Source organism: Hydrogenophaga sp. OTU3427 (assembly GCF_038440225.1).
Classification (GTDB): Bacteria; Pseudomonadota; Gammaproteobacteria; order Burkholderiales; family Burkholderiaceae_C; genus Hydrogenophaga.
In genome coordinates this window covers 1-22,905 of the sequence record NZ_JASATI010000066.1, presented here as the reverse complement: position 1 = coordinate 22,905, position 22,905 = coordinate 1, and the positions used below count along the sequence as shown (strand labels likewise).

Genomic DNA, 22,905 nt, shown 5'->3' with positions numbered 1-22,905 from the left:
GTGCTGCCGTTGGCGTCTGAAAAGTGACAGTCCCACGTGTTGGCGCGATCGGCGTGGCGGGGTGCTCTGCGCCGCTCGTGTCCCCCGCCGGCTGGTGCCGGCTCCTCCTTTACCTCGCTCTGCAGAACACCCCACCCCGCCGATCGATGGGTGAGCGCGTCACCGTGGGCAGAGGGTGTTGGGTGGCTGGCGCAGCGAGATCAAGGAGGAGCGCCGCGCAGCGGCGCGGGGGACACGAGCGGCGTCGGCCACCCAACACCCTCTGACGCAGAAGCGCCGCCGCACCAACGAAAAAAAACCGCACCCCGTGAAGGATGCGGTTTCAATTCAACCTGTGGCGAATCAACGCGCCAGCGGCGCGTCAAGCTCACTTGGCCTTGGCGGCCTTGGTGGCGGTGGCGGTCACGGCCTTGAAGTTGGACTCGGCCAGTTCGGTGGCTTGCTTCACCACCTTTTGCACTTGTTCGAAAGCGCTGTTGGCGCCGGTCATGGCGTTCTTGACGGCGGCCACGGCGGCTTCGCCACCCTGGGGCACGTTCTTCACAGCGGCTTCCACAGCGGCAGCGAACTGCTTCTGGGCGCTGGCGGCCTGGACTTCGGCGGCCTGGCTCAGCTCGGCACTGACGCCGGAGGCGATGTCATACAGGTGACGGCCGTAGGCGGCAGACTTCTCGGTCAGGGGCTGCACGAAGCCGGTCTGCAGCTTCAGGAATTCCTGGGCGTCCTTGGCGGACAGCAGGCTCTTGGTGTACTCGGCGCTGTCGGCCAGCAGGGCCTTGGAGGCTTGCAGGTTCAGTTCGATGACTTTTTCAGCGCTTTCGACGGCCTTGGCGCCAAAACCGAACAGGGTGTTCAGTTGCGATTGCTGGGCGGCGGCGATTTGTTCAACGGTCAACATGGTGGTTTCCTTCAAAAGGGGTTGAGGGTGTTGCTTCGCGCCAGTCACCGAAAATTCGGTTTTGCTGCACTGCAACATGGTTTGAAGTATAGGGCTTACCCTAGGATTTGCAAGCGCTTTTTGCTGCAGTGCAGCAAAAAAGTTAGAGGATGCTCTCCAGTGGGTTCCGCTGCCCCGGCACGGGGTCAGCGGGGCGGCGGCAACACGTCGCCACGCAAACGGCCCCACAGCCAGGGCAAGGCGCGGTCCAGGTCCGGCCGGCCGCCACGCGGCAGCACCGGCTGCGGGCCGGGCAGCGGACCGGCGGCGGGTCCGATGTCGAAGCTGAAGCTGAACACCGGCGTCTGGCCCATGCGCAGGTCGCTCACCTGGGCCCGGCCATCCACTTCGCGCATCGCCACCAGCCCGTGGGCAAAGGCGTTCAACCGCTGGAAAGCCGGGTTGGCGGCATAGGCCGACATCAGCCCCGCACCACGCTCAAAGGCGTCCCACTGCGGCTCCCGCCCCCGGTCCAGCAGCGAATAAAAACCCTCGTGGTAATGGGTGGGCGTGGTCGCCACCACCCGCCACAACACGGTATTGAAGGCGGTGGGCGTGACCAGCAGGGCCTGCGCCTGTATGCCCTGGCGGGCCAGCGAGGCCTCGGCCAGCGACGTCACGTGCTGCTGGGCCAGCACGCCCCAGCCCAGGTAAGCGGTGCTGAGCAGCAGGCCCGCCGCGTTGGCGCGCAGGGCCCAGCCCGGGCGCCGCCGCCACCAGGCCAGGCCCAGCACCAGCCCCACGATCAGCGGCAGGGTGTAGAACGGGTCGATGATGAAGACACTTCCGACCCCGAACAGGTGGTTGCTGAACGGCAGGGCCAGCTGGGTGCCATAGACCGTCATGGTGTCGAGCAGCGGGTGGGTGACGAGGGCCAGCCAGGCGGCCAGCACCCAGCGCCGCCACAGCGGCCATTCGCCGTGCAGCCGCGCGATGCCGGCGCCGAACAGGGGTGCGGCCAGCGAGAGCCAGAACAGCGCATGGCTCTCGGCCCGGTGCAGGGTCATGTTGAGCAGGGCGTCGCCATGGTCGACGACAACGTCCAGATCGGGCAGGGTGCCCAGCACCGCGCCCCAGGCCGCCGCCTTGCGCAGCGACGTGCGCCGCCCCATGACCGCCACGCTGACGGCCGCTCCCAACACCACTTGAGACAAGGAATCCATGGCGCGATGATGGCAGAGCACCGCCGGCCCCAGCCACCCTGGGGCCATGGCCGCGCGCGGGCGTTCAGAGCGCGAGGACGATGGGGAAACGCGCCCGCAGGCCGTCAGCGCCGTGCACGAAGGGCACGGTCAGCGCGGCACGTTCGGTGTCACCGCGCAGGCGCCGCCAGAGCGGGTCGCGTTCGTTGCCGGGGTCGCCCGCCACATAGAGCTGGGTGGTCAACACGGCACGGTCGCCCAGACGCACCTTGACATGGATGTGGGGCGTGCGCCCGCTGTAGGCCACCGGCCGCAGGGTGCGGAAGCGGTAGGCCCCCTGGGCGTCCACCGCCACCCGGCCAAACCCCTGAAAAGCCCGGTCGGCGCGGTCGCCGTCGCCCGGGTGGTGGTAGTGGCCCTGGTGGTCACATTGCCAGATCTCGACCTGGGCGCCTCGCACCGGCACACCGGTCATGTCGGTCACCACCCCCTCGACCCAGGCCGGCGCGCCATGGGCGTACAACAGCGGGCCGTTGCGCAGCAGGTCGGCATCGCTGTCGGCGGGCAGCACCAGCGGATAGAAGGGACCTTCGGTTTGCGACGGCGTGGGCAGGCGGCTGGCCTGGGCCAGGGCGGGCGTGAGCAGCGTGGGCGCGGCCACCACGGACGCGACGCCCCCCAGCAGGCGACGGCGGGACAACAAGGACGGACGGTTCATGGCGGCACTCCAGCAACAATGAAGCCGGTGCGACCCCGTGCGCCGCTCAGGGTTCCGTTTGCAGCGGCAGTTCGATGTGGACCAGGCCCGGGTCGTCCTCCGACGGCGACTCGGCAAAACCCAGGGCCTGCGCCAGGGCACGCATGCGGCTGTTTTCCTTCAGCACCGTGCCGACGATGCGCCGCGTGCCGTTGGCGCGCAGGGTGCGCACCAGCTTGTCCATCAGCATGTGGCCCAGTCCACCGCCCTTGATGTCGGAGCGCACGATGACGCCGAATTCGGCGCTGTCGTTGTCGGGGTCGATGCCGGCACGCACCGTGCCCAGGGTTTCGTGGCCGCCCTCGGGCAGCTCGCCCTCGGCGATGAAGGCCACCTCGCGGGCGTAGTCGATCTGGGTCAGGCGGGCCAGCTCGCTGTGTTCGATGCTGCGCCGGCTGTAGAACACGCGCAGTCGCACGTCTTCCGGCGCCAGCTTCTCCAGGAAGGCGCGGTGCTGCAGCTCGTCTTCGGGACGGATGGGGCGCAGCAGCAGCTCGCGCCCCAGGTGGCTGATGCGCTCCTCCTGCTCCACAGGATAGGGCCGGATGGCGAAATGGGCCGCGCCGGCCGGGCGCGAGGCGCTGACCCGCACGCGGGCGTCCAGCGCCACCGCGCCATCGGCATTCACCACCAGGGGGTTGATGTCGAGTTCGGCGATCTCGGGCACGTCGGCCAGCAGCTGGGAGATGGCCACCAGCACCCGTTCGATGGCGGCCATGTCGGCGGGTGGCTGGTCGCGGTAGCCGCGCAGCAGCTTGGCCACCCGGGTGCGGGCGATCAGCGCCTGGGCCAGCGGGCCGTTGAGCGGCGGCAGCGCCAGCGCGCGATCGGCCACCACCTCCACCGCCGTGCCCCCCTGGCCAAACAGGATGACCGGGCCGAACAGCGGATCGACACTGGCACCGACGATCAGCTCGGTGGCCTGGCGCAGCCTGACCATGGGCTGCACGGTGAAGCCCTCCACCACCGCGCCCGGGCGTTCGGCGGCCACGCGGGCCAGCATGGCGCGGGCGGCCTCGCGCACCTCGTCGGCGTTGGCCAGGCTCAGGCGCACGCCACCGACGTCGGACTTGTGGGAAATCTGGTGCGACAGGATCTTGATCACCACCGGGAAACCCAGGGCCGTGGCCTCGCGCGCGGCCGCATCGGCGTTGGGCGCCACCACACGGGTGGGTACCACCGGCAGGCCGGCGGCGTGCAGCAGGGCCTTGGCCTCGGGCTCGCTGAGCAGTTCGCGGCCGCTGGCCAGCACGTCGCCGACGATGGCGCGGATGGCGGCCAGGTCGGCCACCGGGCCCAGCGGCGCGGCCGAGGGCGTCTGCAGCAGCTCGTCCTGGTGGCGGCGGTAGGCCTGCAGAAAGCTGAAGGCGCGCACCGCTTCCTCGGGCGTGTCGTAGTCGGGCACGCCGGCCTGGCGGAAGATGCCGCGTGCCTCGTTGACGGCGTCATGGCCCAGCCAACTGCCCATCAGGCGCGGCGGCTTGAGCGTGGCCAGGGGCAGCAGGGCGCGCGCGATGTCGCTGCTGGGCACGATGGCGGTGGGCGCCTGCACGAACAGCACGGCGCTGTGGCGGTCTTCGCGCAGGGCGGCGAGCGCGTCCACGTAACGCTGGGCGGGTGCGTCACCGATGATGTCCACCGGGTTGCCACGCGACCAGTTGTCGGGCAGCACGGCATCGAGCCGGGCCAGCATGGCCTCGTCGAGTTCGGTCAGCTCCACGCCGGCGTGGGCGGCGGCGTCGGCCGCCATCACCCCGGCGCCGCCGCCGTTGGTGAGGATGAGCAGGCGCTCGCTGCGGTTGTCGCGGAAACGCGCCAGCAGCTCGGCCGCCAGGAACAGGTGCTGCAGCGTGAACACGCGCAACATGCCGGCGCGCGAGATGGCGGCGTCGAACACATCGTCCGAGCCGGCCAGCGCGCCGGTGTGCGAGGCCGCGGCCTTCTGGCCCTGGGCCGAGCGACCGGCCTTGACCACGATCACCGGCTTGTTGCGCGCCGCCGCCCGCGCGGCCGACATGAACTTGCGCGGCGACTCGATGCTTTCGATGTAGAGCAGGATGGCGCGGGTGCGCGGGTCGCTGCCCAGGTAGTCGAGCAGGTCGCCGAAGTCGACGTCGGCGTGTTCGCCCAGCGAGACGAAATGCGAAAACCCGATGCCGCGCGAGCCGGCCCAGTCCAGCATGGCCGTGACCAGCGCGCCCGACTGCGAGACAAAGGCGATGTCGCCTTTGGTGGCACCGATGTGCGCGAAGCTGGCGTTGAGACCCCAATGCGGCACCAGCATGCCGATGCAGTTGGGCCCGAGGATGCGCAGGGTGTGGCGGCGCGCGGCGTCCAACATGCGCTGCTTCTGCGCCTTGTCCAGCCCAGCGGTCACCACCACGGCGGCACGCGTGCCCAGGCGGCCCAGTGCCTCGATCAGGCCGGGCACGCTGGCCGCGGGGGTGCAGATCACGGCCAGGTCGGGCACCGCGGGCAGATCGGCCGCGCTGGCGTAGACCGGCACACCGTCGATCTCGTGGTGCTTGTGGTTGACGCCAAAGACCTGGCCGGTGAAATCCCGCCGCAGGTTGCGCCAGACGGTGGCGCCCACGCTGCCCGGGCGCTCGGAGGCGCCGAACACGGCCACCGATTGGGGCGCAAACAAGGCGTCGAGGTTGCGGATGCTCATGGCCGAGGTCCTGGTTCAGCGGTGACCGTGGGGTGGGCCGATGCCTTGGGACCCATCGCCATCCAGGCGATCAGGGACTGGCGCATCGCCTCCTCCACCGACATGTCGATCGGGTGCACCCAGTCGCGCGGCACGAACACCGTGTAACCACCGATCATGTAGCCCATGGGCAGGTACACCGCCACGCGGTCGCCGCGCAGCAGGCCGTCGGGCAGGTCGGCCAGCGACTGGCGCGTGACCATGCCCACGATCTCCAGCGGCTGGTCCGGCCAGCGCAGCGCCACCACCTGCTGCGGACTTTGTTCGTGCTTGGGCGAAAAGTAGTCGGCGAAACTCTTGAGCGAGGTGTAGATGCTCTTGACCACCGGCAGGTTGGTGAAGGGCAACTCGATCAGCGACAGCAGCCGCCCCAGGAAAGGCTGCGACACGATGACACCCAATGCGAAGATGCCCAGCACCCCCAGCACCAGCCCCATGCCGGGCAGGTAGACCTCGCCCACGAAGGGCCGGATCGCCCGCATGGCCAGCGCCTCGGACCAGGACAGGAACACGTACAGCACATAGACGGTGATGCCCACCGGCAGGATGGTGACGAGGCCGCGGAGGAAATACTGCGACAGGCGTTTCATGCGAGGGCCCGCTGACGGGCAGTGTGTGTCGGTCAAAGAGTGTCAATCAGCATATCAGCCCGGGAGGACAGCGCCACGACAGGCCGTTGGTCGAGCGGCCCCGTCGGGTATGCGGACAATTCCCTTGCAATCGCGCAGATCGCCCACAATTGCAAGGCCTTGAACTGCTTGCGCCCGAAACAGGCGCCGGATGTGATGAACGAGATTTTCAACGCGCTGGGCCGTCTGTTCAGCGCCGCCATGGGCCTGGTGTTCTGGTTGCTGGCCGCCGCCATGGGCCTGGTGCTGGCCGCCGTGGTGGCCCTCCTGCTGCTGGTCGGCGTGGTCTGGGCGCTGCTGCGTGGCCGCCGCCCGGTGCGCCCGGTGTATGTGCACCAGTTCCAGGCCTACGCGCGCGAACGCGTGTGGCCCGGCCGCCGTGGCGCGGACACCCGCACCGAGGTGGTGGACGTGCAGGCGCGCGAGGTGCGAGAGCCGCGCGACGGCAGCCACCTGCCACCCGCCACCCCGGCCCCCTGATCAGTCTTCTTCGCCGGACGCAGCGTTGCGTCTGGCCAGCGCCGCCTGGTAGACCGCGTTGCGGGGCGTGCCGGTGATCTCGGCGCACAGGCGCACGGCGGTCTTGAGCGGCAATTCGGCCAGCAGCAGATCCAGCGCGCGGGCCGTGGCCGGCGGCAATTCGTCCTGCGCGCCATCGGCCGGCGCGGCCGGGGGATGCAGCAGCAGCGCGAATTCGCCCTTGCCGTGCGACACATCGGCATCCAGCCAGCTGGCCAGCCCGTCACAACGCAGGCTCAGCACCTGCTCGAACTGCTTGGTCAGCTCACGCCCCACGGTGAGGCGGCGCTCGCCCAGCACCGCCAGGTCCTTGGCCAAGGCGGCCATGCGGTGGGGCGCCTCCAGCACCACACTGGCCAGGGGCTGCTGCGCCAGCTGGTCCAGGGCGCGCTGTCGGTCGGCGCCCTTGGATGGCAAGAAGCCCACGAAGGCGAATCGGCCCTCGCCTTCGGTCAGCCCCGCCACGCTGAGCAGCGTGGTCACGCTGCTGGCGCCCGGCAGGGGCACACACCGGAAGCCCTGGGCCTGGGCCTCGGCACACAGGCGCGCGCCGGGGTCGCTCACGCCGGGCGTGCCGGCGTCGCTGACAAAAGCCACCCGTTCACCCCGGCGCAGCCGCTCGATCACCTGCTGAGCGGCCTCGCGCTCGTTGTGCTGGTGCAGGGCCAGCAGCGGCTTGTGCAGGCCAAAAGCCTGCAACAGGCCGGCGGTGTGGCGCGTGTCCTCGCAGGCGATGGCGTCCACCAGCCCCAGCACGTGCAAGGCGCGCAGGCTGAGGTCGGCCAGGTTGCCGATGGGCGTGGCCACCATGTAGACACAGGCCTGGGGATAATGCTGGGCACCGGCAGCGGCCTCGGCGGCTGCGCGGGCAGGGAGGAAGGCGGCAGACAATGGAATGGCCCCGATTCAAGAAGAACAACACCGGCCCCAGCACCAAGGCGGTGGGCGACGCCGCCGAGGACGCGGCGCTGGCGCATCTGCAAGCGGCCGGATTGCGGCTGGTCGCGCGCAATTTCCGCACGCCCGGACGTGGCGGTGGCGAGATCGATTTGATTATGCGCGAGCGCGACGGCACGCTGGTCTTTGTCGAGGTGCGCCGGCGCCGCAGCGCGACCCACGGCGGCGCGGCGGCCAGCGTCGGCGGCATCAAGCAGCGGCGCATCGTGTTCGCCGCGCGCCACTACCTGTTGCGCCTGGGCCAGGAGCCGCCCTGCCGCTTTGACGTGGTGCTGGTGCAGGGTGATGCAAATGCTCACCAGGCTTTACCGGCGCTTGACTGGATACGCGCCGCCTTTGACGCCAGCGACACCTAGCCCCGCTATGATGCAGGCCTTTGCGGCAGCGCAGCAGCGCCATCCCCGGGCCTCCCCCACCGACATGCTTTCCCAACGCATCCAACAGCACTTCATCGACAGCGCCGACCTCAAGTACCAGTGCGCGCAAATGCTCGCCGCCCCGGTGGAGGCCGCCGTCAACGCGGTGCTGGCCTGTGTCACCGGCGGTGGCAAGGTGCTGGCCTGCGGGCACGGGGGTTCAGCGGCGGCGGCGCAGTACTTCGCCGCCGGTTTTGTGGGACGCTTCGAGCGCGAACGCCCCGAACTGGCCGCACTGGCCCTGAGCGCCGACGCCTCGGTGCTGACCGGCCTGGGCCAGGGCTTCGACCCGCGCGCCGTGTTTGCCCGCCAGGTGCGTGCCCTGGGCAGCGCTGGTGACGTGCTGCTGGTGCTGGCCAGCGCCGGCAGCAGCGATGCCCTGGTGGACGCCGTCGCGGCCGCTCACGAACGCGACATGACCGTGGTCGCCTTCACCGGCGCCCGCGCCGGCGCGCTGGGCGGCGCACTCAAGGACACCGACGTGCTGGTCAGCGTGCCACACGAGCGCCTGGCCCGCGTGCAGGAGGTGCAGCTGCTCGCGCTGCATTGCCTGCTCGACGGCGTCGACGCACAACTCTTGGGCGACAGCCCCGAACCGGAGAACCTCGCATGACCTCTCGCATCACCCTTCGCACGACCCTCGGCCTGACCCTGCTGGCCAGCGCCCTGAGCGCATGCGCTCCCCTGCTGGTGGGCGGCGCGGTGGGCTCCACCGTGCTGGTGGCCACCGACCGCCGCACCTCGGGCACGCAGCTCGAAGACCAGGGCATCGAACTGCGCGCGGCCAACCGCCTGCGCGACCAGATGGGCACCCGCGCCCGCATCAGCGTCACCAGCTTCAACCGCCGCGTGCTGCTGACCGGCGAGGTGGCCAACGCACGCGACAAGGCCCTGGCCGAGCAGATCGTCTCGGAAGTGGACAACGTGCAGGGCCTGGTGAACGAACTGGGCATCACCGCCAGCCCGTCGCTGGGCCAGCAGGCCAACGACACCCTGACCACCGGCAAGGTCAAGGCCGCCCTGGTGGACACCAAGGACCTCTCGGCCAACGCCTTCAAGGTGGTGAGCGAACGCGGTTCGACCTACCTCATGGGCCGCGTGACCCAGCGCGAAGCCGACCGCGCCACCGAAGTCACGCGCAGCGTGAGCGGCGTGCAGCGCGTGGTGCGCGTGCTGGAAATCATCAGCGACGAAGAACTGCGCCGCATCCAGGCCGGCACGTCCCCGCAGGCACCGGTGGAAGACCGCACGGCGAAATAAGCCCAGCAGGCACGAGGTGACCCCGCCGGGGATGCCGCCGATCTGGCCCTGCCAGTCGGCTGGCATCGCCCCCTCGGGGGGCTGAGGGCTGCGGCTCCAAGCCTGCCTGCGCAGGCTTGGACAGCCCGAAGAGGCACCGACTCTGGCGGTGACGCGGCCTGCAAGGCACGCCGAAGGCGGCGCAGGGGTGTCCTATCTCAGCCGCTTGATCAGGCTGGAGGTGTCCCAGCGCCGGCCACCCATTATTTGCACGTCGGCGTAGAACTGGTCCACCAGGGCGGTGACCGGCAGGCGCGAGCCGTTGCGCTTGGCCTCGTCCAGCACCAGGCCCAGGTCCTTGCGCATCCAGTCGACCGCGAAGCCAAAGTCGAACTGGTCGGCCACCATGGTCTTGCCGCGGTTGTCCAGCTGCCAGCTCTGGGCGGCGCCCTTGCCGATCACGTCCAGCACCTGGTTCATGTCCAGGCCGGCGTTCTGGCCGAAGGCGATGGCCTCGCTCAGGCCCTGCACCAGGCCGGCGATGCAGATCTGATTGACCATCTTGGTCAGCTGACCGGCGCCGCTGGCGCCCATCAGCGTGAAAGCACGCGAAAAGGCCATGGCCACCGGCTTGACGGCCTCAAATGCGGCGGCATCGCCGCCACACATCACGGTCAGCGCGCCGTTCTGCGCGCCCGCCTGGCCACCCGACACCGGTGCGTCGATGAAGGACAAGCCGATCTGGCGCGCAGCCTGGTACAGCTCGCGAGCCACGTCGGCCGAAGCCGTGGTGTGGTCCACGAACACCGCGCCCGGCTTCATCCCGGCCAGGGCGCCATCAGCCCCCAGCACCACCGAGCGCAGGTCGTTGTCGTTGCCCACGCAGCAGAACACGATATCGGCCCCGGCCGCTGCTTCGCGCGGCGTGGCCGCGCTGCGCGCCCGACCCCCGGCCCCGAACTCGGTCACAAAGGCCTGCGCCTTGGCCGCGCTGCGGTTGTAGACGGTGACCCGGTGCCCGGCTTGCACCAGGTGGCCGGCCATGGGGTAGCCCATGACGCCGAGGCCGAGGAAGGCGACGGATTGGGCGGGGGTGGGTTCGTGGGTTTTCAGTGCAATGGTGGTCATGCGGCGGTCATCAATATCAGGTGCGGCTCCAGGAGCCACCCGAACGATACACGCACTTGGTCATGTAGTCTCCCGTGGACCCGCTTGCAGCTGCACGCACGCTCACGCACACCGTCTCCTTGTTGCCCGGGTTGCTGCTGAGGCTGTAGGTCAGCACATTGCCCAAGGAGGTGGGTGTTCCGGTCGGCGTGCAAGCGGTCAAGGCGTTGTTGCCCGTCGTGCTGCAAGTCAAGTATTCGTAGCTGGTGGCACCCGAAACAGCGGCCCATGTCAGCGTCGTTGACGTTGAGCCGGCGGTCCATTGCAGGTTCACCTGCCCCAAGGCGGTCGGACAAGTCGATTTGGCCTGGAAGTTCAGTGTCACCCCTGTCACCGTCGAGGGAATGTCCGTGAACCGGATGGAATTCGGCGCGGAAACACCCACCGTCGTTGGCGCCAGTTTATCGAGGATGGCGTACGACACGGTGCTCCCCGTCGGGGTTGATGTGTACGACGAGCCGGACGAGCACAAGGTGCCGGTCGGCAGCACGAACGAAATCAGGCCATTCCAGCTGGAACCGATGAAGCCCGTCCAGAGGATCTGGCAGGAATAGCTGTAGGTGTTGCCCACCCGGGGACCAAAGGTGACCGTCGAACAGGTGGTGCCCAGTTCGGACGGGTCGATGCCCGTCACATCCACCCCCACGTCGGCCGTGATCGTGCCTTGCAGCAGGGTAGAGGGCGGCGTGACGGTGTTGATCAGGTCGGGGCAGGTCACGCCGTCGGCGTTGGACATGCAATAGAACTTGCCGGGGTTGGTGTTGGCCGTCACGGCCTTGCCAACGCCCACATCGGTGACGGTGGGCGCGCCCGAGCCGCTGTCCAGCAGACCCGAGGGCGTGAGCGCCTTGAGGTCGGTTTCGACCGAGCTGCAGGCCGAGTCCGACACCGAGCCGGTGATCACCGAATGGACAAAGTGGTGGTTGCGCAGGAACTGCGGGATGTAGGCCTTGCGGGTGGGGCACTGTGTGCTGGCCGTCTCCTGCTCGCCAACGCCCTTGGATTCGTAGATGCCATTGCCCAGGTCGCGATACCCCCGGTAGCCCCGGCTGGAGTTGATCTGCGGGTGTTTGCTGAAGATGGTGTTGATGTTGCTGTTGGCCGGGCTGCCCTGGCACACGCGGTTGTTGGCGTTGGCGTTGTCGAGCCGGACCAGGCCGATGTTGCCCCACCACTCGGCGCCCACGTAGCACTGGTAGTAGGTGTAGAAGTACTTGATGCTGTTGCCCGAGGCGCCACTGGGCATGACACGGCTGTTGTCGTACGGGACCACGGCGCAATAGGATGCGTCCGACGACAAGACCTTGAGGTCCGACGCGCTGGCGATGGCACTGCCGTTCTTGGCCTCGACAAACACGGTGCCCGAGATGGTGCTGAACTCCGGCACATCGGTTTCGCAGTCCAGCTTGGCCATGGTCAGCAACACATTGCCCGACGCATCGGTGATGTAGCGCGTGCCGTTGGCCGCGGCCGTCTTGGTGCCATCCGCAATGGAGGTGCCGGGAATGTAATTGGTGGATCCCCCGGTGACCTGAGAGCCGCCACCGACCTTGCCACGCCCGGTGGGTGTCTTGATGAAACCGCCGAGCGCGCTGCTGGCCCCGCCTTTGCCGACCTGTGCCGAGGTGCCCATGCCCTCACAGGTGACGCTGGTGCGCAGGATGATGCGATTGGTCGAGCCCGTGCAGGAGCCACCGTCCCAGGTGACGCACACTTCCATGGCGCGCGCGTCGGCACCGGCGATGGTGGTGAAGGTGCTGCTGACAGTGTAGTTGGCGTTCACACCCGTCACCGCCGTTCCGGTGTCATTGCTCAGGGACCCACAACCCGTGCCGGTGCCGGTGCCCAGCTGAAAGTCGCGGGCCTTCTCCACCCGGTCCTGTGCCACCTGCAGGGCCTCGGCGCGGGTCTTGGACTCCCCCGTGCCCCGCAGCAACAAGGCGCTGAGCTTGCCGATGCCCAGCACCCCCACGGCCACGACCACCAGGGCCACCAGGGCCTCGATGAGCACAAAACCCACCGACCGTTTGCGCATATGTTTGTTCATGTCTGTTCTCCACGCCATGTCATCGGAGCTCAGCGCCAGTCGCGCCAGGAGCCCGGGATCAATCCGGGACGGCCGGTGTTGTTCGCACCCGTCCCGACCAGGGGGTCATAAATCACGTCCAGGCTGCCGGTGGGGGTCACGCTGCCTTCAATCACCATGGCACCCTGTACCGTCACGTTGCCGCCGCCCGTGACGTTGCCTGTCACGTACACGATGCCATACACATACGGCGTCCCCTGCATCTCCAGATCGCCGTCGATGATGAGCACCACCGGCTGCTCCCGGGAACCGATGGTGGCGTTGGGCAGGGTGGTGTTGCCGGTGACCACGATGGACTCGCCCAGCTTGCCGGCCAGGGTACCCACCGCGCTGGCATTGATCACCGTCTTGGCCACCTCGGCCTTGTAGGTGGCCAGGTCGGGTTGCCCAAAGTAGTTGGTGAACATCTGCGCGTCGGTCAGATTGAACAGCGTGGGGTCGTTGCCGATGACATCCGGGCCGGTGGTGTTCTTGTCGGTCAGGCACACGTAGTCGGTCGACGTGCTGCACGAGTTCGGTGGCCCGGGGGGAGGCGTGGTGGGATCAGGAGGCGCCACCGTCGGGTTGCGCACAAAGGTCTTTCCGGAGTTGCCCACGCTGGTGAGCGATCCCCCGGTCCATACCGTGAGGTTGTTGTAGTAGTTGACCACGTTGGCGCTGCCCCCCACGTTCAGGCCGCCCTTGGCGGTCAGGGGGTTGGATGGAATTCCGCCCAGTGCAGAAACCGTGCCGATACCTTGCTGGATCAGCTTGCGTCCGATGCCGTCGTCGCTCCAGCCGCAGGACACGATCAACGGGGTGTTGAAATTGGCCGTCGTCACCGCCGTGCAGGCCGGCGCGGCGATGGTGTCGCAGACATTGGCCGGCAAGGCCACACCCGGCTGACACCAGGACACAAAATAGCGCGCACCCGACCCGGCCAGCGTCGCATTGGGCCCGGCGTCGGGGACACCGTTGGCGTCGGCGTCCACCTTGGACGAAATCAGGACCACCGCCGCCTGGTCGATGCCGGCCTGCGCCGCCTCGAAGGCCTGGCGGCTGCGGATCTCGTTGGCCGACATGCGCTGCTCCATCAGCGTGGTGCGCGACACCGTGATGAGCAGCACCGAGGCCAGCAGGAACAGGATGACGGAGATCAGCAGGGTGGACACGCCGCGCTGCGACCTGGCCAGCCAGCGGACGGAATGGGAATGGACGGTCTTCATGGCTCTCTCACGTCGTTCAAGGCACGGTCACGATGCGGTGGTTGCGCACCAGGACGTCTTGTCCCAGCTCCATGCGCATCACCGCGTCGCTCACCAGCTGGCCCGCCAGGTTGATGGCCACGGTGCGGGTTTCGATCAGGTCGACCTTGGTGCCGGCCGTGACCGCGGCGTCGTAGGTTGCGCCACCCGCCACACACCGGCCCGCGTTGGTCGCATCGGTGCGGCTGTTCAGGCACTGGTAGCTCAAGACGAAATACGGCGTGCTGCCACGCTGTCCAATGGTCACGACGGACCCGTCGGTGATGGGCAACCAGGTGCCGTTGGCACAAGCGGCGATGACACCCCCACCCGCCGTGCGGTCGCGCATCTGCATGACGCCGTTGACGACCCGGAAGCCAAAAAACTCGTCGGTGTCAACGAAGCCGTCGCCGTCGTTGTCGTAGGCGAATTCGACGCAGGTGCCACCGGTCACGGTCAGGTCGGTGTAGGTGGCGGTCACCAGGCTGTTGAACGGGTTGGTCCCGCCGCCCACGGCGCTGTAGCCGGCGCGCCGGATTTCATCGACCATGAGGTCCATGGCGCTGCGCAACTCCACGTTGAGCTTGGCGCTGTTGATGGCATCGCGCCCCGAACGGGCGGTGGTGAGGTAGGTGGCGGCGGCGGCGGCGATGATCAGCAGGCTGACCACCAGGCCGACCATCAACTCGATCAGCGACACGCCACGCTGGCGAGACAACCGGGCAGGGGTCTTCAGCATGAGGCGTACCCTCCGACGTTGCCGCAGATCGACACCCGGCCCAAGGGGGTGATGGTGACGCGCCCCTCCTTGGAACTGCCGCCCGTGAGCGTGAGCGTGGTGCTGGTCGCCGTGCCGCCCCGGCGGCTGTCGATCTGCAACTCGGCCTGGGTGGCCGCCAGGGACACGCCCGAAAAGTTTTCCGCCCGGACGTTGTTCTCTGCCAGCGCGGCCGCCGGGCCGTACTGGCACGAGCCCGCCGTGCCACAGGCACAACCGGTGGCGTTGGAGATACCGACACACCAGTTGGCACCGGCGGTGATCGCCACGAAGAGGTCGCGGTTCTGTTTCACGCTCTCCGAGCGGGCAAACTGCATTTGCGAATACACCGCTTCGGTGGCCGCCCGCACCCGCGCGCCGTCGCGCGTGGCCTGGAAAGCCGGGAAAGCCAGCGTCGTGATGATAGCCAGCACGGCCACCGCCACGAGCAGCTCGATCAGGGAAAAACCACGTACCCGCTGTGTCATTTCAGCCACCGTCGGCGTGTTCATTTTTTCCAGCAGGCAATGGGCGTGCGCACACCGGCCTGGTTGATGGTCAAGGGGGTACACCCCGAGTCGCTGGTCTGGGAACCCTGTGCCGCAGCACTGAGGGTGAAGGCCGTGGCCGAGTTGGCCGTGACGGAAAAGGTGTAGTAGGTGCTCGTCGGCAAGGTGCCCACCGTCGCCAGGTTGGCCGCCGTGCCGTAGGTGGTGTTGTTCAAGCGCCAGCGCTCCTGCAGGGACTGCATTTCCAGCAACCCCGAGGTGCCCTCGGAACGACGGGCCTCGCGCATGTACGACTGGTACGCGGGAATGCCGATTCCCGCCAAAATACCGATGATCGCCACCGTCACCATCAACTCGATGAGCGTGAAACCCCGCTGCCTCATGGATAAGTCCCCCATTGCAAAACTCCTTCACGTTTAGTATCGACTGGCTGACATTAATTGACAAAAAGAACCGACAGACGCATTTAAAACTGGAATGAACGGTCAAACATTGGTTGTTGATGACAAATCAAGCGGTACTGCCTGACTTTCGCAACCTGGGCGTGCTGTTGCGGGTGGCGCTGTTGGCGGAGTTGCTGCGCCTGGCCTCGGTGCTGGCGGCCGCCAGGGCGTGGGCCGATGTTCTGACCGCCTTTGTGTCCCAGGGCCCGCTGTTCGAGCCGACATTGCTCACCGCCATGGCGGTGCTGGCGCTGCTGTCGCCCCGGCTGCGCTTGCTGAGCTACCGCCTGGGTGCGGCGGCGACGCTGGGCGTGGCCATGGCCAGCACCGTGGCCTGGTACGCGGTGGTCGGCGGCTGGATGGATGTGCCCGCCTCGGCCGCCGATGCCTTGCGTGGCGCGCTCCTGTCGGCCATGGTGGCGGGCGCCCTGCTCTTCTATTTCAACTGGCGCCACCACCGCCAATCCCCCGCCTGGGCCGAGTCGCGGCTGATGGCCCTGCAGTCGCGCATACGGCCGCACTTCCTGTTCAACAGCCTCAACAGCGTGCTGGCCCTGATCCGGACCGAGCCGCGCAAGGCCGAGGCGATGCTGGAGGACCTGGCCGAGCTGTTCCGGGCCCTGCTGGCGGAACCGCGTTCGCTGGTGCCGCTGGCCGACGAACTGGCGCTGGCACGCGCCTATGTCGCCATCGAGGGCATACGCCTGGGCACGCGGCTGCGGGTGCACTGGCATTGCGACGAAACGCTGAACGCGACGCTGGTGCCGCCGCTGCTGCTGCAGCCCTTGCTGGAAAACGCGGTGCGCCATGGCGCGGAACCGCTGGAGGCGGGCGCCGACATCCGCGTGGACGTGGCCCGCGAAGGCCACTACCTGGTGCTGACCGTGCGCAACCCCTGCCCGGCCGTGGGCCAGGCCCAGGAGGGCAACCACATGGCCTTGTCCAACATCGCCGAGCGCCTGTCCCTGCATTTCGACGCCGAGGCCCAGCTCAAGACCAGCGTGGCCGTTGGCGAACACACGGCCCGGGTGCGGCTGCCCATCACCGGGCCGATCACACGATAGACATGTGCTCCGTGCCCGCCGCCAGGTCCAGCGACTTGGCGCGCTGGCTGTTGAGCTTGATCTGCAGGCGCAGGTCGTTGGCCGAGTCGGCGTTGCGGATGGCCTCGTCGTAGGTGATGAGGTTGTTCTCGAAAGCGTCGTAGAGCGCCTGGTCGAAGGTCTGCATGCCGATGTTGCGGCTCTTCTTCATCGCTTCCTTGATCTCGGTCAGCTCGCCCTTGAGCACCAGGTCGGCGATCAGCGGGCTGTTGAGCATGACCTCGATCACGGCCGTGCGGCCCTTGCCGTCCTGCTTGGGCAGCAGGCGCTGCGAGATGAAGGCGCGCGTGTTGAGCGACAGGTCCATCAGCAGCTGGGGGCGCCGTTCCTCGGGGAAGAAGTTGACGATGCGGTCGAAGGCCTGGTTGGAGTTGTTGGCGTGCAGCGTGGCCAGGCACAGGTGGCCGGTCTCGGCGAACTGGATGGCGTGCTCCATGGTCTCGCGGTCGCGGATCTCGCCCATCAGGATCACGTCGGGCGCCTGGCGCAGCGTGTTCTTCAGCGCGATGTCCCAGTCCTCGGTGTCCACCCCCACCTCGCGCTGGGTGACGATGCAGTTCTTGTGCGGGTGCACGAACTCGACCGGGTCCTCCACCGTGATGATGTGGCCGTAGGAGTTCTCGTTGCGCCAGTCCACCATGGCCGCCAGCGAGGTCGACTTGCCCGAGCCGGTGGCGCCCACGAAGATGCACAGGCCCCGCTTGGTCATGGCCACGTCCTTGATGATCTGCGGCAGGCCCAGGCTGTCGATGGTGGGAATGGTGTTGGGGATGGTGCGCAGCACCAGCCCGACCTTGCCCATCTGCACCAGCGCGTTCACGCGGAAGCGGCCGATGCCCCCCGGGGCGATGGCGAAGTTGCACTCCTTGGTGCGCTCGAACTCGGCCGCCTGCTTGTCGTTCATGATGGAACGCGCCAGCGCCTGGGTGTGCACGCCCGTCAGCGGCTGCGGCGACACCTTGGTGATCTTGCCGTCGACCTTGATGGCGGGCGGGAAATCCGAGGTCAGGAACAGGTCGCTGCCGTTGCGGCTGACCATGAGCTTGAGCAGGTCGTTGATGAATTTCGTGGCTTGGTCGCGTTCCATGGTCGCCTCGGTTCTGTGTCAGTGCGGCTGTCAAGCGCCCGTGGGGAAGTTCTCGGGAATCTTGGCCTTGCTGCGCGCTTCGGCCGCGGTGATGGCGCCCCGGCGCACCAGCTCGGTCAGGTTCTGGTCCAGGGTCATCATGCCGGAAGCGTTGCCGGTCTGGATGGCCGAATACATCTGCGCCACCTTGGCCTCGCGGATCAGGTTGCGGATGGCCGGCGTGCCGATCATGATCTCGTGCGCCGCCACGCGACCCTGACCGTCGGCCGTCTTGCACAGGGTCTGCGAGATCACCGCCACCAGCGATTCGGACAACATCGCGCGCACCATCTCTTTTTCCTCGGCGGGGAAGACGTCGATGATGCGGTCGATGGTCTTGGCCGCGCTGGAGGTGTGCAAGGTGCCGAACACCAGGTGGCCGGTTTCGGCCGCGGTCATGGCCAGGCGGATGGTCTCCAGGTCGCGCATTTCGCCCACCAGGATGGCGTCCGGGTCTTCCCGCAGAGCCGAACGCAGCGCGGCCGCGAAGCTCAGCGTCATCTGCCCGACCTCGCGCTGGTTGACCAGGCACTTCTTGGACTCGTGCACGAACTCGATCGGGTCCTCCACCGTGAGGATGTGGCCGTACTCGCTTTCGTTGAGGTAGTTGACCATGGCCGCCAGCGTGGTGGACTTGCCCGAACCGGTGGGCCCGGTCACCAGCACCAGGCCACGCGGCTTGAGCGCCAGATCGGCGAAGATCTTGGGCGCGCGCAGCTGCTCCAGCGTGAGGATCTTGCTCGGGATGGTGCGGAACACCGCCGCCGCGCCGCGGTTCTGGTTGAAGGCGTTGACGCGGAAACGCGCCAGGCCATCGATCTCGAACGAGAAGTCGACCTCCAGGAATTCCTCGTAGTGCTTGCGCTGGGTGTCGTTCATGATGTCGTACACCATGGCGTGCACCTGCTTGTGGTCCAGCGCGTCGACGTTGATGCGCCTCACATCGCCGTGCACCCGTATCATCGGCGGCAAGCCGGCCGAGAGGTGCAGGTCGGACGCCTTGTTCTTGACGCTGAACGCCAGCAGTTGGGTGATGTCCATTCCCTAGGGCCCCATCCTCAAATTGTTTTTGACAATCCCATTATGACCACGATTGGCGACAATCTCCAAAGGCTGCGCGAGCACCTGTGGCGCGCCTGCGAACAGGCCGGCCGGCCGCACGACGCGGTGCGTTTGCTGGCGGTCAGCAAGACCTTCGGCCCCGACGCGGTGCGCGATGCATTGGCCGTCGGCCAGCGGGCCTTCGGCGAGAACTACGTGCAAGAAGGCGTGGACAAGATCGCCGCCGTGGGCGCGGTGCCCGGCATCGAGTGGCACTGCATCGGCCCGCTGCAGAGCAACAAGACCCGCCCCGTGGCCGAGCATTTCGACTGGGTGCAGTCCATCGACCGCCTCAGGATCGCCCAGCGGCTCCATGAGCAAAGGCCGGCGCACCTCGCGCCGCTGCAGGTGTGCCTGCAGGTCAACGTGGACGGCGGCGCCAACAAGTCCGGCGTCACCCCGTCCGAGCTGCCCGCGCTGGCCGCCGCCGTGGCCGCCCTGCCCCGCCTGCGGCTGCGCGGCCTGATGGCCATTCCCGAACCCACGCCCGACTTCGAATCAGCCCGTGCGGTGTTCGCCCAGGTGCGCGCGCTGTTCGACCAGCTGAACGCGAACGGCCTGGACCTGGACACCCTGTCCATGGGCATGAGCGACGACCTCGACGCCGCCGTGGCGGCCGGCAGCACCATGGTGCGGGTGGGACGTGGGGTGTTTGGGGCGCGCCGCTACCCGGTGTGAGGCGGCCTCACTTCCTGGGGGCCGGCGCCGTGACCGGCTTGACCGCCCCGCAATCGGCCGACAACCACTTGCCCTGCCCTTCCATGGTCATGTTCTGCGGTTTGCCCTGGTGCTGGCTGGTCATGGCCATCTTCATGGTGTAGGCCGTGTCGCCCATGAAGGTGTAGGTGCCCTCGCCGGTGGACGGCGGCTTGGCGCAGGTCCACTTCATCTTCAGGGTGTTGCCGCTGCGCGAGGTCACGGTGCTGGTGCAGTCGCCTTCGCTCTGGCGTGGCATCTCGTTGCGCGCCGCCATCTCGGGCGTGATGCAGATCTTCATGGCCATGCCACCGCCCGCGCCGGGCATGGCGCCGCCACCCTGCTTGCCCATCATGTCCTGCATGGCCTTGCGCTGCTCGGGTGGCATGGCGGCCAGCTGCTTTTGCATCTCGGCCATGGCCTTGTCCATCTCGGGGTTGCCGCCCATCTTGTGCTGGATCTCCCACAGACCGGGCTTGGTGGTTTGCGCCCAGGCCAGGGGTGCGGCCAGCGCGAGTGAGAGCAAGGCAAGGCGGCGGGTGTGTGTCATGGCGAACTCCTGGGGTGTGGTCAACGTCCCATTCTGGCGCCGGTGCCTTCAAAACGCCAGCCGCGCGCTGTGCTTGACCTCTTCCATCACCGGGTAGGTGCGGGTCTCGCGCACACCGGGCAGCTGCCACAGCACGGTGCCGGCGAAATCGCGGTAGGCGGCCATGTCGGCCACGCGGGTCTTGAGCAGGTAGTCGAAGCCGCCGGCCACCATGTGGCATTCCATGATCTCGTCGCGCACCTGCACGGCGGCCTTGAACTGCTCGAACACATTGGGCGTGGTGCGGTCCAGCATCACCTCCACGAACACCAGCATGCCCCGGCCCAGCTTCAGCGGATCGAGCCGGGCCTCGTAGCCCAGGATGTAGCCCTCGCGCGCCAGCCGCTGGGTGCGCGCCAGCACCGCCGTGGGCGACAGTGCCACCGCCTCGGCCAGCTTGAGGTTGCTGATGCGTCCATCGGCCTGCAGCAGGTGCAGGATGCGGCGGTCGGTGCGATCGAGTTCTGCGGCCTCTGACATGACAACTCTCTATTTCCTGATGATTTTTTGGTGAATTATTCATCAAACAAACGCAGATGATCCATCCATTCACCAGTTCATCGGAGATCCATCATGCGCCTGCCCACCCCCTACCGCCCCGAGGCGGACACCGTTGTCCACCGACTGAGCAGCCTGGACGGCCGGCTCGACTGGGCCGACGCCGCCCGCGTGGCCGCTCCCTGGGTCCAGGCCGTGCGCGACAACCCGCCGCCCTTCTGGGCCATGGAAAGCCTGCTCAAGGAATACCCCATCAGCAGCGCCGAGGGCCTGGCCCTGATGCGCCTGGCCGAGGCCCTGCTGCGGGTGCCCGACGCCGAAACCGCCATCGCGCTGACCGCCGACCAGCTCGGCCGCGCCGACTTCGACGCCGCCGGCCACCCTGCCCTGGCGCGGCTGTCCTCCAGCGCCATCGGCCTGAGCAAGCGCTTTTTGCCGGGCGGTGAGTCGGGCGGCCTGCTGGGCAAGCTGGGCGCGCGCACCGTGGTGGCCGCCACCCTGCGTGCCGTGCAACTGCTGGGCCACCAGTTCGTGCTGGGCGAGACGATACAGAGCGCGATGAAAACCGCCGCTCAGGCCCGCAAGGACGTGCCGTCGCCGGGCCGCCCCAAGGCGGAACACGCCCCCTCGGGGGGCAGCGACCCGCGCAGCGGCGGAGCGTGGGCGCTGTCTCGCTTGACTTTCAGCTATGACATGCTGGGCGAAGGCGCCCGCACGGCGGAAGACGCCGAGCGCTACTTTCACAGCTACCAGCAGGCCATCGCGGCCATCGCCACCCAGGCCCAGGGCGACGAGCGCAGCAACGACGGCATCAGCATCAAGCTCAGCGCCCTGCACCCGCGCTACGAGGACGCTCAACACCAGCGTGTGATGACCGAACTGGTGCCCCGCGTGTGGGCGCTGTGCGAACAGGCCGCGCTGGCGCGCATCAACCTCACCATCGACGCCGAAGAGGTGGACCGGCTGGAGCTTTCGCTCGACGTCTTCGACGCGCTGCTCACCCGCGTGGCGCAGCAGCAGCCACAGTGGAGCGGCTTTGGCCTGGCCCTGCAGGCGTATCAAACCCGCGCGCTTGACCTGATCCAGCACGTGGTCACCCTGGCCCGCCGGCACGGTGTCCAGCTCATGTGCCGCCTGGTCAAGGGCGCCTACTGGGACGCCGAGATCAAGCGCGCCCAGGAACAAGGCCTGCCGCACTACCCGGTGTTCACCCACAAGCACCACACCGACATCTCCTACCTGGCCTGCGCGCGCGCGCTGCTCGATTCGCCCGACGCCATCTACCCACAGTTCGCCACGCACAACGCCGCCACCATCGCGGCGATCCAGCAGATGGCCGCCAAGGCCGGCACACCGTTTGAATTCCAGCGCCTGCACGGCATGGGCGAAGGCGTCTACCGCGAGGTGCTCAAGAACCCGCTGGTGCGCTGCCGGGTCTACGCCCCCGTGGGTGCCCACCGCGACCTGCTGGCCTACCTGGTGCGCCGCCTGCTGGAGAACGGCGCCAACTCGTCCTTCGTGCACCAGCTGGCCGACCCCACCGTGGGCCTGGAAGACCTGCTGGTCTCACCGCTGCGCCTGAGCCCCGAGCCCAGCCAGCCGCTGCCGCAGGCCCTGTACGGCGCCCAGCGCGCCAACAGCGCCGGTGTGGACCTGGCGGTGGAGACGCAGCGCGCACCCCTGCTGGCCGCCCTCGCCAGCACCACCGTGCCGGCGGTGCCCGAGGCCGACCCGGCGGCGCTGCCCGCCGCCTTCCTGCGCTGCGCCGCCGCCAGCCGCGTCTGGCGCGACACGCCGGTGGGCGAACGCGCCCAGGCCCTGCGGGCGGCCGCCGACGCGCTGGAGCAGGACCTGCCCCGCTTCTGCGCCCTGTTGGTGAAGGAAGCCTTCAAGACCTGGGGCGACGCCGTGGCCGAGGTGCGCGAGGCGGTGGACTTCCTGCGCTACTACGCGAACGAGGCCGAACGGGTGATGGCGCCGATCGAGCTGCCCGGCCCCACCGGCGAGAGCAACACCCTGCGGCTCACCGCGCGCGGTGTGTGGGTGTGTATCAGTCCCTGGAACTTCCCGCTGGCCATCTTCACCGGCCAGGTGGCCGCGGCACTGGCCACCGGCAACGGCGTGCTGGCCAAGCCGGCCGAACAGACGCCCGGCGTGGCCCAGGCCATGGTGGCCCTGCTGCACGGCCACGGTGTGCCCGCCGACGTGCTGCAGCTGCACCACGGCGCCGGCGACACCGTGGGCGCCCCCCGGGGGGGCCCGGCCGGCGGGGGCGGGGGGGGGTTGACCCGGGCCCCCCCC

Annotated in this window: 23 protein-coding genes; 7 read left to right on the top strand and 16 right to left on the bottom strand. The window is 68.2% G+C overall.

Annotated features, from left to right (window positions below; genetic code table 11):
* Positions 1–367: 367 nt before the first annotated feature.
* From phaP to AAHB17_RS23050, 5 genes are all read right to left on the bottom strand, one after another.
* Complete coding sequence (gene phaP / locus AAHB17_RS23070) at positions 368–898, bottom strand: TIGR01841 family phasin (protein WP_342133410.1); 531 nt, start codon at positions 896–898, stop codon at positions 368–370.
* 185 nt (positions 899–1,083) lie between these two features.
* Positions 1,084–2,100: a metal-dependent hydrolase gene (locus AAHB17_RS23065; RefSeq protein WP_342133409.1), complete on the bottom strand. Its 1,017-nt coding sequence runs from the start codon at positions 2,098–2,100 to the stop codon at positions 1,084–1,086.
* A gap of 64 nt (positions 2,101–2,164) precedes the next feature.
* On the bottom strand, positions 2,165–2,797 hold the full coding sequence (locus AAHB17_RS23060) for a protocatechuate 3,4-dioxygenase (protein WP_342133408.1): 633 nt from the start codon (positions 2,795–2,797) through the stop codon (positions 2,165–2,167).
* Between the two features lie 46 nt (positions 2,798–2,843).
* Positions 2,844–5,507, bottom strand: a complete 2,664-nt coding sequence (locus AAHB17_RS23055; RefSeq protein WP_342133407.1) for a bifunctional acetate--CoA ligase family protein/GNAT family N-acetyltransferase — start codon at positions 5,505–5,507, stop codon at positions 2,844–2,846.
* On the bottom strand, positions 5,504–6,136 hold the full coding sequence (locus tag AAHB17_RS23050; RefSeq protein WP_342133406.1) for a DUF502 domain-containing protein: 633 nt from the start codon (positions 6,134–6,136) through the stop codon (positions 5,504–5,506). The genes AAHB17_RS23055 and AAHB17_RS23050 overlap by 4 nt, the downstream gene beginning before the upstream one ends.
* Positions 6,137–6,331: 195 nt before the next feature.
* On the opposite strand from AAHB17_RS23050, the gene AAHB17_RS23045 reads away from it, so the two are divergent.
* Positions 6,332–6,655 (top strand): hypothetical protein, encoded by a 324-nt coding sequence (locus tag AAHB17_RS23045; RefSeq protein WP_342133405.1) that lies wholly within the window; start codon positions 6,332–6,334, stop codon positions 6,653–6,655.
* Here AAHB17_RS23045 and rsmI read toward each other — a convergent pair whose 3' ends face one another.
* On the bottom strand, positions 6,656–7,585 hold the full coding sequence (gene rsmI, locus AAHB17_RS23040; RefSeq protein WP_342133404.1) for a 16S rRNA (cytidine(1402)-2'-O)-methyltransferase: 930 nt from the start codon (positions 7,583–7,585) through the stop codon (positions 6,656–6,658). It lies immediately after the preceding gene.
* On the opposite strand from rsmI, the gene AAHB17_RS23035 reads away from it, so the two are divergent.
* The 3 genes from AAHB17_RS23035 to AAHB17_RS23025 all read left to right on the top strand — a co-directional run bounded on the left by AAHB17_RS23035 (position 7,585) and on the right by AAHB17_RS23025 (position 9,327).
* Positions 7,585–8,007: a YraN family protein gene (locus AAHB17_RS23035; RefSeq protein ID WP_342133403.1), complete on the top strand. Its 423-nt coding sequence runs from the start codon at positions 7,585–7,587 to the stop codon at positions 8,005–8,007. The genes rsmI and AAHB17_RS23035 overlap by 1 nt on opposite strands.
* A gap of 64 nt (positions 8,008–8,071) precedes the next feature.
* Positions 8,072–8,680, top strand: coding sequence for an SIS domain-containing protein (locus AAHB17_RS23030; RefSeq protein ID WP_342133402.1), 609 nt, complete (start codon positions 8,072–8,074; stop codon positions 8,678–8,680).
* On the top strand, positions 8,677–9,327 hold the full coding sequence (locus tag AAHB17_RS23025; RefSeq protein WP_342133401.1) for a BON domain-containing protein: 651 nt from the start codon (positions 8,677–8,679) through the stop codon (positions 9,325–9,327). Before AAHB17_RS23030 ends, AAHB17_RS23025 begins: the two co-directional genes overlap by 4 nt.
* A gap of 192 nt (positions 9,328–9,519) precedes the next feature.
* On the opposite strand, the gene AAHB17_RS23020 is transcribed toward AAHB17_RS23025, so the two are convergent.
* Genes AAHB17_RS23020 through AAHB17_RS22995 form a run of 6 tightly spaced genes read right to left on the bottom strand, consistent with a single transcriptional unit; the run spans position 9,520 to position 15,431 of the window.
* Entirely contained in the window at positions 9,520–10,434 is a 915-nt protein-coding gene (locus AAHB17_RS23020) for an NAD(P)-dependent oxidoreductase (protein WP_342133400.1), read from the bottom strand.
* 16 nt (positions 10,435–10,450) lie between these two features.
* Positions 10,451–12,520, bottom strand: a complete 2,070-nt coding sequence (locus AAHB17_RS23015; protein WP_342133399.1) for a hypothetical protein — start codon at positions 12,518–12,520, stop codon at positions 10,451–10,453.
* A 29-nt stretch (positions 12,521–12,549) separates the two neighbouring features.
* The gene (locus tag AAHB17_RS23010; RefSeq protein ID WP_342133398.1) at positions 12,550–13,764 is read right to left on the bottom strand and encodes a pilus assembly PilX family protein; all 1,215 of its coding nucleotides are present in this window, start codon (positions 13,762–13,764) and stop codon (positions 12,550–12,552) included.
* Between the two features lie 16 nt (positions 13,765–13,780).
* Positions 13,781–14,521, bottom strand: a complete 741-nt coding sequence (locus AAHB17_RS23005) for a PilW family protein (protein WP_342133397.1) — start codon at positions 14,519–14,521, stop codon at positions 13,781–13,783.
* Positions 14,515–15,051 carry a pilus assembly FimT family protein gene (locus AAHB17_RS23000; protein WP_342133396.1) on the bottom strand — a complete coding sequence of 179 codons (537 nt, stop codon included), beginning with the start codon at positions 15,049–15,051 and terminating at the stop codon, positions 14,515–14,517. The genes AAHB17_RS23005 and AAHB17_RS23000 overlap by 7 nt, the downstream gene beginning before the upstream one ends.
* On the bottom strand, positions 15,048–15,431 hold the full coding sequence (locus AAHB17_RS22995; protein WP_342133395.1) for a type IV pilin protein: 384 nt from the start codon (positions 15,429–15,431) through the stop codon (positions 15,048–15,050). The genes AAHB17_RS23000 and AAHB17_RS22995 overlap by 4 nt, the downstream gene beginning before the upstream one ends.
* A gap of 119 nt (positions 15,432–15,550) precedes the next feature.
* Here AAHB17_RS22995 and AAHB17_RS22990 point away from each other — a divergent pair, with 119 nt between their 5' ends.
* Complete coding sequence (locus tag AAHB17_RS22990; protein WP_342133394.1) at positions 15,551–16,555, top strand: sensor histidine kinase; 1,005 nt, start codon at positions 15,551–15,553, stop codon at positions 16,553–16,555.
* On the opposite strand, the gene AAHB17_RS22985 is transcribed toward AAHB17_RS22990, so the two are convergent.
* Positions 16,545–17,681 carry a PilT/PilU family type 4a pilus ATPase gene (locus tag AAHB17_RS22985; RefSeq protein WP_342133393.1) on the bottom strand — a complete coding sequence of 379 codons (1,137 nt, stop codon included), beginning with the start codon at positions 17,679–17,681 and terminating at the stop codon, positions 16,545–16,547. The two genes, AAHB17_RS22990 and AAHB17_RS22985, sit on opposite strands and share 11 nt — an antisense overlap.
* Positions 17,682–17,711: 30 nt before the next feature.
* Positions 17,712–18,761: a type IV pilus twitching motility protein PilT gene (locus AAHB17_RS22980; RefSeq protein WP_342133392.1), complete on the bottom strand. Its 1,050-nt coding sequence runs from the start codon at positions 18,759–18,761 to the stop codon at positions 17,712–17,714.
* Between the two features lie 42 nt (positions 18,762–18,803).
* Between AAHB17_RS22980 and AAHB17_RS22975 the strand changes: the two genes are divergently transcribed.
* The gene (locus tag AAHB17_RS22975) at positions 18,804–19,499 is read left to right on the top strand and encodes a YggS family pyridoxal phosphate-dependent enzyme (protein WP_342133391.1); all 696 of its coding nucleotides are present in this window, start codon (positions 18,804–18,806) and stop codon (positions 19,497–19,499) included.
* 7 nt (positions 19,500–19,506) lie between these two features.
* Here the strand turns inward: AAHB17_RS22975 and AAHB17_RS22970 are convergent, their stop codons facing one another.
* Entirely contained in the window at positions 19,507–20,067 is a 561-nt protein-coding gene (locus AAHB17_RS22970) for a DUF3617 domain-containing protein (protein WP_342133390.1), read from the bottom strand.
* 48 nt (positions 20,068–20,115) lie between these two features.
* On the bottom strand, positions 20,116–20,586 hold the full coding sequence (locus AAHB17_RS22965; protein ID WP_342133389.1) for an Lrp/AsnC ligand binding domain-containing protein: 471 nt from the start codon (positions 20,584–20,586) through the stop codon (positions 20,116–20,118).
* Positions 20,587–20,679: 93 nt separating this feature from the next.
* Between AAHB17_RS22965 and AAHB17_RS22960 the strand changes: the two genes are divergently transcribed.
* Positions 20,680–22,905: proline dehydrogenase family protein (locus AAHB17_RS22960; RefSeq protein ID WP_342133388.1), on the top strand; the 2,226-nt coding region annotated here is incomplete at its 3' end.